Origin of the sequence: Wolbachia endosymbiont (group B) of Ischnura elegans, assembly GCF_947251585.1 — a bacterium.
GTDB lineage: Bacteria > Pseudomonadota > Alphaproteobacteria > Rickettsiales > Anaplasmataceae > Wolbachia.
The window spans coordinates 14,599-30,310 of sequence record NZ_OX366371.1 but is presented as its reverse complement, the minus strand read 5'-3'; the positions used below and the strand labels follow the sequence as shown (position 1 = coordinate 30,310).

The 15,712-nt window shown below is 34.7% G+C and carries 12 protein-coding genes and 2 pseudogenes; 9 read left to right on the top strand and 5 right to left on the bottom strand.

Going from position 1 to position 15,712, the window contains the following annotated elements; genetic code table 11:
- Positions 1-38: 38 nt before the first annotated feature.
- Together OPR58_RS00140 and OPR58_RS00135 are read left to right on the top strand one after the other, a co-directional pair.
- Positions 39-1,217 carry a ribonuclease D gene (locus OPR58_RS00140; RefSeq protein ID WP_265022724.1) on the top strand — a complete coding sequence of 393 codons (1,179 nt, stop codon included), beginning with the start codon at positions 39-41 and terminating at the stop codon, positions 1,215-1,217.
- Between the two features lie 340 nt (positions 1,218-1,557).
- On the top strand, positions 1,558-3,024 hold the full coding sequence (locus tag OPR58_RS00135) for an IS4 family transposase (RefSeq protein WP_265023151.1): 1,467 nt from the start codon (positions 1,558-1,560) through the stop codon (positions 3,022-3,024).
- A gap of 40 nt (positions 3,025-3,064) precedes the next feature.
- On the opposite strand, the gene coaE is transcribed toward OPR58_RS00135, so the two are convergent.
- A complete protein-coding gene (gene coaE / locus OPR58_RS00130) occupies positions 3,065-3,643 on the bottom strand; it encodes a dephospho-CoA kinase (RefSeq protein WP_264375848.1) in 579 nt (192 codons plus the stop codon).
- A gap of 134 nt (positions 3,644-3,777) precedes the next feature.
- On the opposite strand from coaE, the gene OPR58_RS00125 reads away from it, so the two are divergent.
- The 3 genes from OPR58_RS00125 (at position 3,778) to metG (ending at position 8,087) form a co-directional block, all read left to right on the top strand.
- Complete coding sequence (locus OPR58_RS00125) at positions 3,778-5,181, top strand: NAD(P)H-dependent flavin oxidoreductase (RefSeq protein ID WP_265022723.1); 1,404 nt, start codon at positions 3,778-3,780, stop codon at positions 5,179-5,181.
- An 81-nt stretch (positions 5,182-5,262) separates the two neighbouring features.
- On the top strand, positions 5,263-6,168 hold the full coding sequence (locus tag OPR58_RS00120) for a hypothetical protein (RefSeq protein WP_265022722.1): 906 nt from the start codon (positions 5,263-5,265) through the stop codon (positions 6,166-6,168).
- 389 nt (positions 6,169-6,557) lie between these two features.
- Complete coding sequence (metG, locus tag OPR58_RS00110; RefSeq protein ID WP_265022720.1) at positions 6,558-8,087, top strand: methionine--tRNA ligase; 1,530 nt, start codon at positions 6,558-6,560, stop codon at positions 8,085-8,087.
- A gap of 143 nt (positions 8,088-8,230) precedes the next feature.
- On the opposite strand, the pseudogene OPR58_RS00105 reads toward metG, so the two are convergent.
- Together OPR58_RS00105 and ubiH are read right to left on the bottom strand one after the other, a co-directional pair.
- Positions 8,231-8,857, bottom strand: a pseudogene (locus OPR58_RS00105) (IS6 family transposase).
- Between the two features lie 46 nt (positions 8,858-8,903).
- Positions 8,904-10,073 carry a 2-octaprenyl-6-methoxyphenyl hydroxylase gene (ubiH, locus tag OPR58_RS00100; protein ID WP_265022719.1) on the bottom strand — a complete coding sequence of 390 codons (1,170 nt, stop codon included), beginning with the start codon at positions 10,071-10,073 and terminating at the stop codon, positions 8,904-8,906.
- 139 nt (positions 10,074-10,212) lie between these two features.
- On the opposite strand from ubiH, the gene OPR58_RS00095 reads away from it, so the two are divergent.
- Positions 10,213-10,839 (top strand): hypothetical protein, encoded by a 627-nt coding sequence (locus tag OPR58_RS00095; RefSeq protein ID WP_265022718.1) that lies wholly within the window; start codon positions 10,213-10,215, stop codon positions 10,837-10,839.
- Between the two features lie 14 nt (positions 10,840-10,853).
- Here OPR58_RS00095 and OPR58_RS00090 read toward each other — a convergent pair.
- A pseudogene (locus tag OPR58_RS00090) lies at positions 10,854-11,981 on the bottom strand (IS256 family transposase).
- Positions 11,982-12,241: 260 nt separating this feature from the next.
- Positions 12,242-12,970 carry a hypothetical protein gene (locus tag OPR58_RS00085; protein WP_264375463.1) on the bottom strand — a complete coding sequence of 243 codons (729 nt, stop codon included), beginning with the start codon at positions 12,968-12,970 and terminating at the stop codon, positions 12,242-12,244.
- A gap of 154 nt (positions 12,971-13,124) precedes the next feature.
- Here OPR58_RS00085 and ligA point away from each other — a divergent pair, with 154 nt between their 5' ends.
- The 3 genes from ligA (at position 13,125) to OPR58_RS11220 (ending at position 15,684) form a co-directional block, all read left to right on the top strand.
- Entirely contained in the window at positions 13,125-15,080 is a 1,956-nt protein-coding gene (ligA, locus tag OPR58_RS00080; RefSeq protein ID WP_265022717.1) for an NAD-dependent DNA ligase LigA, read from the top strand.
- Between the two features lie 179 nt (positions 15,081-15,259).
- Positions 15,260-15,508: a DUF6444 domain-containing protein gene (locus OPR58_RS00075; protein ID WP_265022268.1), complete on the top strand. Its 249-nt coding sequence runs from the start codon at positions 15,260-15,262 to the stop codon at positions 15,506-15,508.
- The gene (locus OPR58_RS11220; RefSeq protein ID WP_406846499.1) at positions 15,508-15,684 is read left to right on the top strand and encodes an IS66 family transposase zinc-finger binding domain-containing protein; all 177 of its coding nucleotides are present in this window, start codon (positions 15,508-15,510) and stop codon (positions 15,682-15,684) included. The genes OPR58_RS00075 and OPR58_RS11220 overlap by 1 nt, the downstream gene beginning before the upstream one ends.
- The last annotated feature ends 28 nt before the right edge of the window (positions 15,685-15,712 follow it).

Below are 15,712 nucleotides of genomic sequence, written 5' to 3'. Positions count from 1 at the left end.
ATATAAGTGGTAAAATATAGCCACTGAATAAAAAATATATGCTAATTAGTACGACATCGGAACTGGAAAATGCATGTAAAGAATTGATGGAAAAAGATCCAAAATTTATAGCAATTGACACGGAGTTCATTAGAAATAATTTAACCTACTACCCAAAATTATCGTTAATTCAAATTTCTTACGGAGAGAAGAGTTTTATTGTAGATGCATTAGTGCCAGAAATTGATTTATCATTCATTAAGAAAATGATGCTAAATCAGGGAATAATCAAAGTGTTTCATAGCTGCCGGCAGGATATAGAATCCTTACTCACTGTGTTTAAATGTGTTCCCACTCCTATTTTTGATACCCAAGTTGCTGCTATGTTTTGCCATTATTATCATGACTTTATTGGTTATTCAAAAGTAGTAGAGCAATATCAAGGAATAGCACTGGATAAAATTAAAGCTAAAAATTCAGACTGGTTAAGGCGTCCATTGTCTGAGGATCAACTAGACTATGCAATAAACGACGTGGTATATCTATATGATCTATACCAAATATTGTGCAATAAACTTGAAGAAAGTAATAGGATGAGTTGGTTTCAAGAAGAGATGGAATTATTGGTTGATATAAATAAGTATTTGCATAGTCCAAAAGATGCATGGAGGAGGATTAAATTTAACTATGAAGCAAATCCGAGGCTAATGTTAGTTGTTAAAGCAGTGAGTGAGTGGCAAGAGACTTTAGCACAACGCTATAACATCAATCGTAATAAAGTAATTAATAATGCTGTAATAATTGGTCTTATTGAAAAAAATGTGGAGCGTATTGACGAGGTTTTAGATGATCTTGAGAGGAACACAAAAAATATAAAAGAGGAAGATTTATTAGAATTTATGAATATTTTCAATGAGAATGAGAAGGAGTTTGTGCAGCAAAATTATACTCTGTCAGATAATTATGATAAATCTGTATTTGATATACTCTCGATTATTTTAGAGAGCAAATGTAAGGAAAATAACATATCAAGAAAGTTAGTTTCATCAAAAGATGAGTTAGCTGGTTCAATATCTGGGCAGATAGATAAACTATTCAAGGGGTGGAGATATGATTTTTTCGGTAAGTCAGTTGAATCATTTTTGAACGCAGGCTCAAGGTTTGAGATTTTAATGGTAAAATCTGCTGATAGTACAGCTAAAATTCGGAGTAATCTGATGGAGAATAACTGTTGCTAAAGTAACTTAGATTTATCGACAATCGTCATCCCGCTACGTGTTAGTGGCTAAGAGATACCGCGGCGGTATGACGGTTAAGTAGGGTGTCATCCCAAGTGCCCAGACACTGGGATCCAGGAAAATTGATTGTAAACGAGCAAACATTTTCGATAAAATTACCAAAAAGCTAGATCCCAGTGTCAAGCACTGGGATGACAGGAGAAGGTACTACCCTGACAACCGTCATCCCGCTGCTTGTTAGCGCTTACTATTACCCATAAGTATATAAATGGTAAAAAGCTGCTATTTTACTAATTCAATTTAGTACTATAAATAGACCTATGGTCTAAAAATGAAATATATGATGAAAGGAAGTATAAATACCTCAACTAGTGAATGGGCAGAAAGTGAATTTGGGATTGTTAATTTTGGCGATATAAGATTAAGTAAAAGGCTTTTAAAAGTAGTTAATAGTTTTGCTGAATCGCCTGAATGTTCAATAAATCAAGCTTGTAAAGATTGGTATCAAAGTAAAGCAGCTTATAGATTTTTTCAAAATGATGCCATTTCTGAAAGAAAGATATTAGACAGTCATATAGTTAAAACTGTTGAAAGAGCTAAAGAATATTCAACTATTTTAGCTATCCAAGACACGAGTTATATTTCATATAAAAATCATAAAAAGGCCAAAGGATTAGGGATTATAGCAGCAAGATTAAGATCTGAAACAACCAATTTTAAAACCCATGGATTAGTGATGCATACAACATTTGCAGTTACAACAGAAGGACTACCTATAGGATTATTAGATCAAAAAATTAGTACTAGACCTCCCTTAGCTGAAGACCTAAGAGAGTTGAAAAGGAGAAGCCATAACACTGCTGTTCCTATAGAAGAGAAAGAAAGCATACGGTGGATAGCATCACTAAAAGACTCTACTAATCACCCTGGATTAAAGGATGTTAAGGTAGTTACCGTTTGCGATAGAGAAGGAGATATTTATGATTTATTTGAAGTTGCTTCCACTAATCAATCTCTTTTTGTAGTAAGAGGAAATCAAAACAGAACAGTAAACAAGAGATCAACTTATTCTGAAAAAGGTGGTGAAAAGTTGTGGGATTTGATGAATCGTATGCCTTGCCAAGGAGAAATTCAAATAAGTATTCCTACCCGTGATAATAGGCCTAAAAGAACAGCAGTGTTAGAAGTAAAGTTTAGTAACTTTGTGATGAATGCATCAAAAAACAACGCTAGACGTAAGACTCAAAAACTTCCTAATTTAAATTTGAATGCTGTCTATGTTATAGAAAAGTATTCCCCATTTGGCGAAGAACCTATGAACTGGATCTTATTGACAAATATAAGTGTTAATAATTTTGAAGAAGCAGTAGAAAAAATACAATGGTATTGCTTAAGGTGGAGAATAGAGGTCTTTCATAAAATTTTGAAATCCGGTCTTAAAGTTGAAGAATGTAGACTCCAAACAGCAGATAGATTGATCCGCTTTCTTACAATAATGAGTATAATTGCATGGAGAATATTTTTTATTACATTAGTAGCTAGAACAAATCCCAATCTTCCTTGTACTATCATACTGACTGATGAGGAGTGGAAGGTTTTGTATACAAAAATGCTAAAAACAAAAAACTATCCTGAAGCCCCACCACCCATAAGAAAAATCGTGAGGTGGGTAGCTCAATTGGGAGGGTTTTTAGCTCGCAAAAATGACTTAGAACCAGGTCCTATAGCTTTGTGGAAGGGATGGAAACGTCTCTTTGATTTAGCAGAAGGATGGAGACTTGCTCATGAATCCTATATTTATGGGTAATAGTAAGTTGTTAGCGGCCAAGTGACGGTATGACGTAAAGCTACGTGTTTAGGTTTAATGAATCCACTATTTTTTTCACTTGAGAAAAAACATTTGCGCTGGTATCGATGATGAAATCACTCATTTGCCTTTTTTCTTCAATAGGTAGCTGAATACTGGACATTAGATTCAGCTTTTCTTTATCCATATTACGCTCACTGAGCCTTTGAGCTTGTACAGCGCTATCTGCATGGATAAAAACAATAAAATCGCAATATAAACGGAATCTTGTTTCCAGCAAGAGTGGAATGTCTAGAACTAGAGATTTTCTATCATTTTTTTTCTCCTGAGCAATAAAAATTTCTAATTCATTTCGCACAACGGAATGCACTAAAGATTGGAATTGTTTCCAATTTTCATCATAGGCTAAAAAATATTCAGACAATACTGCTCTGTCTATTTTACCATTTACTACCACCCCAGGAAATTTTTCTTCTGCATAACTTATTATGTTTTTGTCCACTTTATAAAGCTGGTGCACGACAGAGTCGGCATCAAACAAAGCGGCACCAAATTCTTTAAAGCAATTGGCTACAAAGCTCTTTCCAACTGCAATCCCACCTGTTAAACCTATGATCATATAGCAAATTTCTTATAAAACTATATTTATAGCATCTCCTATGCCTATTTAAAACTGAATGCATAGGTATAAAAAGAAAAGCTATTATTTTTTTAGTAATTAAGTAAAATAGAGTGAAAGATTAAGAGGAAATTTTGAAAGATAAGATAAAAAAGATAGTGATTTCAGGGAAAGAAGTGTGGCCAATCATTGAGGGCGGTAAAGGTATTGCAATCAGTGATGGAGGATCAAGTGGGGCATTTGCTGCAGCGGATGCTGTTGGTACGTTTTCTGGTGCAAATGCTAAACTTATCGATGACAATGGCGAGCTGGTACCACTAATTTATAAAGGTAAAACAAGAAATGAAAAGCACGAAGAGTTAATCAAGTATAGTATTGAGGCTGGAGTTAGTCAAGCAAAAATAGCGAATGAAATATCAAAGGGCCGTGGAAGAATACATATGAACGTGCTTTGGGAAATGGGAGCAGCAGAACAAGTCCTTCATGGCATATTAGAAAAAGCAAAAGGCTTAGTTCATGGCATCACTTGCGGTGCTGGTATGCCTTACAGGCTTGGAGAAATTGCAGCTAAATATCAAGTTTATTACTACCCTATTATCTCATCGGCGCGCGCTTTTAAAGCGTTGTGGAAACGTGCTTACCAAAAAATATCTTCTTTTTTACTTGGTGGAGTAGTATATGAGGATCCGTGGCTTGCTGGTGGTCACAATGGGCTCAGTAATAGTGAAGACCCAGAATTACCGCAGGCTCCATTTGAAAGAGTTGCAGAGCTTAGATCTTTCATGAACGAGGTTGGTCTTGCTGAAACGCCAATTGTTATGGCAGGGGGAGTATGGCATTTGAAGGATTGGGAACATTGGTTTGACAATTTACAAATCGGACCAATAGCTTTTCAGTTTGGCACTCGTCCACTTTTAACAAAAGAAAGTCCGATTTCTACAGAATGGAAAAAGAAGTTACTTACTTTAGAAGAAGGTGATGTATTTTTAAACAAATTTAGTCCAACAGGATTCTATTCATCTGCAGTAAAAAATAACTTCATACATGAGCTACAGGAACGAAATTCACGTCAAATAAAATTTTCAGAAAGTGCGAGTGGAGAGTTTAATAATGAATTTGCAATGGGTAGCAGAGGTAGAAAGATTTACCTCACTGTAAAAGACAAAGAGCTAGCAAATGCATGGATTAAAGCAGGGTATACAGAGGTAATGAAAACTCCAGATACAACTGTTATTTTTGTGACACCAGGCAAATTTGCGGAAATAAGACAAGATCAAATTAATTGCATGGGATGTTTAAGCCATTGTCTGTTTAGCAATTGGAAAGATCATGGTGACCATTCAACAGGGCGAAAGCCAGACCCACGGAGTTTCTGTATACAAAAGACACTGCAAAACATTGTACATGACGGCAATGTTGAAAATGAACTCATGTTTTCTGGACACAATGTGTACAGATTTAAGCAAGACCCATTTTATGAAAATGGCTACTTACCGACAGTAAAAGAACTGGTGGGAAGGATATTAATTGGGTATTAGGGTATGGTTGAATTGACAAGAAAACGTTACTCTGTTATAATAAGTCTTTATTAATTTAATCTTAATTCTGGGGGAATTTTTATGCGTAGTAGTGTTTTAAAAAGGTATGCACTTGCCTATATAAAAGAAAATGGCAGTGACAATGGTGTTCAAGAATTTTTACGTTCTCGTGGTATGCAAAATATTGAGAACTGGAGTGATAAAATTTTTGAAGATGCGTATAAGGAATTTAAGCTCAGTAATCTAACTAATGAGCAGAACAGTACAGAATATGATAGAAGCAATAGGCAACAAACTACAGGCCCTCAAGTCACGCACGTACATATAAACGATAATAGAGGTTTAGATTTTTGGGATTATTTACTACTTAGCAACCTGTTTGGTGGTCGTACTACAGTTATAAATAACCCTGGTTTTGATACTGTTGGCTACCAAAGCAGAGAAGATAAGAAAAAAGACTCAGAAGACAGCAGGAAATTATTAGCTTTAGGGATAGTAGCTGTAGTTGCGTGTGTTGCTTTCCATGCTTTAATGTGTGTTTGGTACGACAGCAGCGAAAAAACGGCTAGAAAGTCAGAAAAAATAGATTATCTAGATAGTCAACTTAAAATGTTCAGAAATATAGAATTTGCAGTTGGTGCAATTTCTTTAGCAGCTTTGATAGGTTGCGCTATTAACCCAGTCTTACCAGTTTGGGGTTTAGTCATTCTTGGCATTAATTCTCTTGTGTGTCTTGCTGGTGGTGTGGCTTTTCATATGAAACATAAGAAAGAGTCAGAAAATATTAAGAAGGCTGAAGAAGCGGTAGATAGCTATCCTGGACAAGGGCGTAGTTGTGGAGGTTATGATTCACCACCACCTCCTTACTTTTCTCAAGATCCTAATACTGTTTCAAGTGCTTCTTCTTATGATGACACCAGACCTGGTGGGTTGTTTTCTCATTCTAATGCGGAAAAACATTCTGGAAATCATGGATATACTGTATGAATATTGATTTTAGAAGGTAAATTGTACAGCAAATAGTGTCATTCCAGTGCTTGACACTGGATCCAGCTTTTTTGTAATTTTATTGAACATGTTGTATAGTCGTTTGTTTACAATTAATTTTTCTGGATCCCAGTGTCTGGGCACTGGGATGACATTTTTGTGTTTGAGGCAAAATCTGCTATAATATTTAACACACTGCTTTCACAGACGAATGTTTGTACAGTTGTGAAGTTATGGACAACAATATCATAGCAACTCAAACGTAAGTTACTCACATTATACCGCTGCAAAACGCAGCGGTATAATGGCTTTTCAGATTGCTTGTACGATAGGATATATATTGATTTTTATTACTAGTGCAGATACGATAAAGCTTTAAGCACTACAAGATGGAGCAATTTGAGAGCTTTTACATCACTACGCCAATATATTACGTAAACGACAAGCCACATATCGGCCACGCATATACTTCCCTTATCTGTGATGTTACAGCTAGATTTATGAAATTAGCTGGAAAGAACGTCAAATTTACCACTGGTACAGATGAACATGGACAGAAAATTGAAAAAGCGGCTAAGGTAAAGGGAATAGAGCCAAAAGAATTTACAGATGAAATAAGTGTTACGTTCAGAAAATTGGCTGAGCTAATGAACTTTGATTATGATGATTTTATTCGCACCACAGAAGAACGTCATGAAAAAGCAGTTATAGCTCTATGGAATAGGCTTGAAGAGAGAGGGCAAATATATCTGGATTCTTACTCAGGTTGGTATTCAGTTCGTGATGAAGCGTTTTATCAGGAATCAGAGTTGATAGATGGCAGAGCACCAACAGGTGCTGAAGTTCAGTGGATAAAAGAAGAGAGCTACTTTTTTCGTTTGTCAAGTTGGCAAAATAAATTACTAGAGTTATACGAAAATCAGCCGAATTTCATCTTTCCTGAGAGCAGAAAAAACGAGGTGGTATCGTTTGTAAAATCAGGACTTACTGACCTTTCGATTTCTCGTACTAGTTTTAATTGGGGAATAAAAGTACCAGGGAATGACAAGCACGTAATTTATGTTTGGATAGATGCGCTCACTAACTATCTCACATCAATAGGCTTTCCTAATATAGAAGATGAGGAATATAAGAAATTTTGGACAAACTCCTTCAACGTTCATGTGATCGGTAAAGACATATTGCGTTTTCACGCTGTATACTGGCCAGCGATCCTCCTTGCAGCAGATTTATCACTGCCAAAGCAAATTGCAGTTCATGGTTGGTGGCTGAACGAGGGGGAAAAAATATCCAAATCCCTTGGTAACGTTATAGATCCAATTGGTCTGGCAGAAGAGTTTGGTGTTGATCAACTATGCTATTTTCTCCTTCGGGAAGCAAGTTTCGGTCAAGATGGTAATTTCAGTAAGAAGAACATGATCAGCCGCATAAACTCAGAGCTGGCAAACAATATAGGCAATTTAGTGCAAAGAACAATTTCATTTCTGCACAAGCAATGCTTTGGAGTTGTACCAGTGGTCGATCGCAATTTGCTTAAAGATGATGAGAGTTTACCAAATTGCAAAGCCATAATTGATCAAGTAATGGATCATCTATCAAAGTATGAATTTAACCAGATTATACTCCTGATTATCAATATCTCTTCCACGGCCAATGCTTACATAGATAAAAGTGCACCCTGGACACTCAGTAAAACCGATAGAGAGCGCATGGATTTAGTAATCTACAAATTACTTGAATACATTAGAATGATTGGCATTTTGCTGCAGCCAATTGCTCCAAAGTCAGCAAAAATGATACTCGATCAGTTGCAAATTCCAAAAGAACAACGTGATTTAAAATCTCTGTGCAACGCATGTGTAAGCTTAGGCATTACACTGCCTAAACCTACGCCGATTTTTTTGAGGATCGATATTTAAAGAATCCTTAGTAAGCCGTTACAAGACTAGACTGAGTTGGCCGTTCTGTAGTTAGCCTTTTTAATTCAACAGAGTCAAAAAAAAGGTTCTGTCGCATCTATAAACCATAGGAAAGAAGATCATTAAAGGTGGGATTATAGGAGTTATGAAGCCATTAACATAGCAAAATTCTCAAAAGTAGAAACATTATTTAATAATTTGTCTTTTTTGAATCATACGAATATTTTCTATGCCTGTGATGGTAATCTTTGCGGAATGGAAGCTTTTAAACCCAAGCATTGGCTTTATTAGTTTTTTGATAAATCTATCAACAATATTATTTAGATATTTTATTTGAAGGACTGTAATCTTCAGAAATTTCTGCATTCAAATCATCAAGAGCAGCAGTATTACTGCCGCTTTTATCAATTACAATTTTCTCAGGAAGATAGTTACTCCTGAAGGCTTTACGAAAGAATGCAAGTGCTGCAGACTTGTCTCTACTAACACACAAGAGGAAGTCTACAGTATATAAATAAACCCATTTACCGTTTAATTTAATGTAAGTCTCTCCAACTACTACCAACCTGCTTCTTTCTTTTCCTTACTGCCTCATCTATCAGTGGTGATAACCCACCTTTGTAACGTAGCATTTTGCTTCCCTTATACTCATCATTTCTTCCAAATCTCGATAGCTCAAAGAGAATCGACATTTCATGTATACAGATAACATCCGCTGAAAAGCTAAATCCTTTGAAATATGGCAACAATTTTTGATTGATACGAAACATCTTTGCTTTTTTTTTAGACAATTATATCATTCTTCTTTCTACTTCCCTACAAATGCGACAGAACCAACCCCATAGCATGTCGAACGAAGCTTTTTTTAAGAAAATCTGAATTTTCAACTACCATTAAACCAAGATTGCTCAGAACTTTAACGCAAAGTATTCTGTTGGAAAATATTCTATTTAGTCCATCAGTTGCAAGTGCCATAGTAAAATTATCAAAGTATCTATCACGTGAAATTTTCTTCAATAGATAATTACTGCCAACATCAATGCCAGAGGATTTTGCAGCAGTTATTTGTCTAATAACACTCTCTACATCTCTCATTCCAAGGTTAAGTCCTTGACCTGCAACTGGATGGATTGAATGTGCTGCATCGCCAATAAGCAAAATTCTGCTTTTATGAAGCTTTCTCGCAAAAGTAAAACTCAAAGGGTAAGATTTTCTTTCACCCTCTAATTCAATTTCTCCAAAATAAGAACCAAATCTTTTTTTGAGTTCTATGATAAACTCGTCTTCAGATAAGCTCATCAGCATTTTTGAAATTTCGCATTTTTCTGTCCAAACTATTGAAGAAGTATAGCCACCTTTCATTGGCAAAATTGCAAATGGACCACCAGGAAAAAACCGCTCTACAGCTAAGTTTTGGTGATGTAGTTCATGTTTTACATTAAATACCATGCTATTTTGTTTATAATCAAATTTTATTATTGTTATAGAAAACAACTCTGGCAGCTTAGAGTTTTTACCTTCAGCGCAGATAAATAGCGATGATATCAATTTTTGATCATTATCAAGAGTAACTTCCACGTATCCTTCGTCACAAGCGATTGTTTTATAGAAACGTGGAGAATATATATTGAGTTTATGCAAAAAATTATTATTAATTGCATTCCATATAATAGCGCTCTTGATTACATAACCCATTGGCTCTTCACCAACCATTTTATGGTCATAATGAACAGTAAATGGGCTATCTCCATCTAATATGCATATATCAAGTATTGGTTCAGCTTCATCTTCTAAGAACTGCCAAATCCCTAATTTTTCTAGTATTTTTTTTGACCCTTGAGAAATGGCAAATGCTCGATTATCATCAACTGCACGTGGTAAACTATTTTTCTCAATTACGGCTACAGATACAGAGTCATTACTCAGGCCAATAGCAGTAATAAGACCAATTAGCCCACCACCTGAAATGATTACATCGTAATTCATTTTATTTACCTAAAATTACATTTTATTCGTTTTGAAAATAGTTTAAATAAACTTCGTAGATGCTGGACTTCTTATCACTACCTTAGTATACCTCAGATTAGTAATAAAGTATTAATTATTTTATTAAAGGAAACAGCTTATGACTACAGATTGCAAAAAAGAATTACTAAATTGCATTAACAAGTACAGAGAAGAACTTGCAGAAAATAAAGCAGCAATTAGACAAACTTTAACTAGCGATAAAATTAATATAAGCGATTACTTTTATCAGGTTGATAAAATCTGTAATGAAGAACTATTTAATGTAGGAGTCGAGTGTCAAGATACACAACGTGGTAAATATACGTATGATGAATGGAAGCAAAAAATTGAAAAATTTAACGCTAAAGATTTTCTAGGGATGTTACAAAACGAAGTAAAAAATAAAATATCAAAGAGTCTTGAGGATTATAAACAGTATCATGAAAATGCTACTGAAGCTATAAAAAAAGAATTAGACATAGATTCGAAATTAAAGGCAATATTCAAAGAAAAGCAACAACCAGAAACTGATGAAAATCGAGCATATTGTGACGTTATACGAGGTTTATATGAAAATGGAGACATGCGCTCTCAACTAAAGTGCAATGATCTTGATTGTTTCAATAGAACAATAGAAGATAATCTATCTCAAAAACAATCCGAGCTAGCTGCTATAAAGGATGACTTTTTGGATAATACGCAAAATATTTTTCAACATATTCAAGTTGAAGATAGTATTTTTTAGAGAAGTAGGGAGTGTTAAATAAAGTGTGTCAACTCGATTTTTAACCTACCAGGAAAAAAGATATCAAGTTGAGAGATAGTTAAAGCCCAATCATGTATAGGCATAGTCCATTTCTCTCCTGCCTTCTTTATAGCACAATATACCTGTTTATACAAGGCATTTGTGCTGGTAAATGAGCCCTTAGTTTTAGTAAATTTTCTGATCTGTCTATGTAACCCTTCAATAGGATTTGTGGTATAAATTAACTTTCTTACAGGGCCGGAATATTTAAAATAACTAGACAGATTTTCCCAATTATTCTCCCAAAACTAAAGTATATTTTTCTCCCCATTTTTCCTCCAGTTCAAGTAAATAATTCTCGGCTATTTCTCTACTTGATATGTTTTTTTCAAATCATTCATGAAAACTTTTGCTCGATACATATTTCAGTGAATTTCTTATCTGATGTACTATACATTTCTGCTTTAGGAAATACGCTATTTATAGCTGTAGGAAAGCTTTTTAACACAAGCTATCAGAATATCATCTACTCCTCTCTCTTTTAGGTCATTTAGTACTCCCAACCAGAACTTCACTTTCAGCCAAATAAAAACCCAAAACTTCTTTTCTGCCATTTTGCTAATATGTTATACATACATTTGCTTACACAATGCCCGTCCTCCTTGACCTTAAAAAACCATGAACACTATTGGATATACAGATTGCAGCGGACGACTGCGCCATTCGTTGATTACCGGTAACAATTTGTCAGTAATACTTGATATCTCTGCTGCAGATATTTTATATTTCTTCTACATGCGATGCTATATCCCATGCCACTGGCATATGTACTTAAAACCTTTGCTTCAAGTTCGGTTGTTTGCCTTTTTCTGACTACTTGTGGCTCGAAACTTCCTTCTCTATCTCTTGGTGTCAATAGTTCAAATACTTGTCCGTAAAGTCTTTGAATTTCTTCGGTTGTTTTCTTCGCTTTCAGCCGACAAATGGTTTTCTATCTCGCCTTCCCTCTAGCAGTTTTTTATAAATGGTGTTAATGCTCCATCTCTTCCTGTCAATGGTCTTCCTTCTCGTATAGATGAGAAGATATTTGTTTCTAATTCTTTATAGTCTACCAAACCGGTAGTTGTGTTTGCTTGACTCATTGTCAAACCTCCATTTTTTTATCAATTTATTACTTTACTTCTCGGTTTGATACAGTTTATTTAACACTCCTGAAAGGAACAATGGATCCCAGTGTCTGAGCACTGGGATGACAAGGTAGGAAGTACTGGGATGAAACCTTTTTGCTTCAATATTTTGCACAGTAGCCATGCAACTTAACAGATACTTTTCTCTTCATTTATCCTAAGGTTTTTATGGGTTTTTTAACCCATAAAAACCTTATATAAAACCCCTATTGTGATTAAAAATACACTAAATCTTGGTTTTCACATGTTTCATTTTCTGCCATAAGCGACAATAATTTTGTGCTCTCAAGGAAACTGTTTGCACTAGCTTCTAAGAGATCAGATTTTACTTTTGTAAGTTCACATTTAATCTGATCTATTTTCCCATTCAAATTTTTATGTGCATCTTCGACTAATTTATTCATTTCATCTTCTAAAAGTGTACTTACTTCTTTACTTTGTGTAGTGACAAGATCATTTATTTTGCTTGTAATTTCAGGTTTTATAAGGCTTTCAATTTTTTCTTCAGTATATTTTTTTACTTCTTCTTCTACCTGAGTTTTTATTTCTGGCTTTAGCAAATCTGCAACTTCTGGTCCTACTTTTTTCACTGCTTTTTCAGCTGCATTTTTTGCTGCTTTTTCAGCGTTTGCTTCTACTGACTTTACTGTCTTATCAATTGAAGTCGATATTTTTTTTTCTATTTGATTAGCTTTTTCGGTAGCTATTTTGTTAGCTTTCTCTTCAGCTAAAGTTAGCATTTTTCCTTCTATTTTTTTTACTTCATCTTGAGCTGCTTTTCTAGCTTCTAGTTTTAAATCGTTACCCATTTTAGATATTACTTGATTCGCAGCTTCTTTTGCTGTTTTGCTTATACCAAGAATTTTATCAAACATTCCTGCACGATACACTTGAGAGCCGAAGTTTGATTCGTCAGCCAAATTTTTGTAATTGTATTCTTTCATAATGTACTCCTTAATTTAAAAACTATACTAACATTAATATACAAGTACAAAAATTATATTAATATTAGTATTGCTTTTCAGGGCAGTAGTATAAATTTATAGTACCTTTTGAAAAAATTCATGACTTGACGACAAAGAGCATTATATTGGTATCATGACTGACTTGGAAAAGATGAGAGAAAAACTGCAAAATCAAATTAATTATCATAATATCTTATATTATCAAAAAAGTAAGCCAGAGATAAGTGATGCTGAATATGATGAACTGAAAAAAAAGTTAGCTGCAATAGAGCCAGAAGCTTATGCAACACAAGATAGTGTTGGTGCTCCGCCTGATGAGAGATTTTCTAAGGTGGAACATCAAGAACCTATGCTTTCTCTTGAGAATGCTTATGATGAACAAGGTGTAGAAAAATTTTTGTCTAAAATAAAGAGATTTTTAATTGCAGATGAAATAGAGATATTATGTGAGCCAAAAATTGATGGATTGTCATTTTCTGCAATTTATGAAGATGGGAAATTTGTTAAAGCTGCAACTCGAGGTGACGGTTTTGTAGGAGAGGATGTAACTCACAATGTTGCAACAATAAAAGGCTTTCCTAAGTTTTTACAAGATGTGCAAGGAAGACTAGAAGTAAGGGGTGAAATATATATCAGTAACAGCGACTTTTTAAAGTTAAATGAAAATAATGAATTCGCTAATCCTCGAAATGCAGCTTCTGGTTCTTTAAAGCAATTGAATGCGAACATTACAGCAAAAAGGCCTCTTAGATATTTTTCTTATTCTTTAATTGGTGGAATAGAGAAAAGTCAAAGTGAAGTACTAGAAAAACTTGAGAAACTTGGTTTTTGCGTAAATGAGCATCGTTCCTTAACAAGTAGTTTGAATGGAATGCTAAAGTTCTATAACGAGATCTATGATTATCGTTATAACTTGGATTATGATATCGATGGGATAGTCTATAAAGTGAATGATTTGGTGCTACAAAGTCGTCTGGGAAGTACACACAAAGCGCCACGCTCAGCGCTTGCATATAAATTTTCTGCGGTTTATGCAAAGACAAAGTTAAATAAAATATTTATACAGGTGGGTAGAACGGGGGTTTTAACTCCAGTTGCAGATTTGGTACCAGTCAATATTGGCGGAGTGCTAGTTAGCAGAGCAAGTCTACATAACCAAGATGAGATAAAACGTAAAGACATAAGAGAAGGAGATGTTCTAACAATTAAAAGAGCTGGAGATGTAATTCCTCAAATTGTCAAAGTAGATGAAGGTTCTCGTCATGCAAATATGCCTGAATTTGTGTTTCCTGACATATGTCCTGAATGTGGTAGTAAAGTGCAGATTGAAGGAGTTGCAGTAAGATGTCCTAAAGAATTTAATTGCAAGGCTCAAATAGTAGAAAAACTAAAACATTTTGTGTCAAAAGATGCATTTGACATTGTTGGCCTTGGTGAAAAACAAATAAAGTTTTTTTATGACCTGGAACTAATAAGACAAATTCCAGACATTTTTATTTTAGAGGAAAGATTAAAAGAGTTTTCCTTAAAAGAGCATCATGGTTGGGGCGAGAAGTCAATAGCTAATCTATTAAGTGCTATACAAAGCAGAAGAGTAATCTCTCTAGATAGGTTCATATTTTCTTTGGGTATCAGATTTATCGGCCAAGTTGCAGCAGAATTGCTCGCAAATTATTATGTATCTTATGATAACTGGTATAATTCGATGTCATCAAATGATGTTGAGTTGGTAGGTATAGATGGTATAGGAGAAAAAGTAGCTGAATCTTTAAAATCGTTTTTTTCTCAGGAACGTAACATTAAAATGTTAAATGATCTTACTGCATATCTGCAAATTCTTCCCGTGAGCTCCAACTCTAGCGATTCTTTTTTGAATAACAAAATTATAGTGTTTACTGGTAAGCTACGTGCTATGAGCAGAGGGGAGGCAAAAGTAAGAGCTAAAGTTTTAGGGGCAAAGATCAGTTCAAGCCTTTCTACTAAAACTGACTATTTAATTGCAGGAGAAGATCCAGGTTCAAAATATAAAAAAGCAATGGAATTGGGTGTGGAAATTTTAGATGAAGAACAGTGGAACAAATTGTGCTAAACACAACTTAATCTGACGGGAATGAATTAACTGATAGAAGAATGGGAGTGTTAAATAAACTGTGTCAAATCGCATTTTTAGTTCAACTCGATTTTTAGTAACCGTTCACGGAGATAAGGTGGTTTACAAAGTAAGTATAAAAGTGTAAAGAGATAGGAAGCTAAATATGGAATGGGTAAATGACAACAGTGCTGCAAGAAAAGGTTGTAGCAGAAAACGCTAATCTCAAGGAAGAAATAAAAGCACTGATCAGAGAAAATGATAGCTTGAAAGCAAAAATAGTTGAATTAGAAGACAAATTGGGCTTAAATTCGCAAAATTCTCATCGCTGCCACCATCACGAGATATATATCGTAAGAAAGCAAAAAAGAAAAGTGATAAAAAACCAGGAGGTCAGCCAGGACATAAGGTGCATAAGCGTGAATTAATGGCTGCAGACGAGGTAGTGAGATGCACAATTGATACAATTTGTATGTGTGGAGGTAAGATTACTTTAGAAGATGAAATTATTCATCAGAAGGCAGAGTTGCCAGAAATTAAGCCAATTGTAACTGAGTACAGGTTGCAAAGAGGACATTGTAGCAGTTGTGTTAAAAGTCAATAGAAAAATTGATGTAGCTGTGAATAAGTAC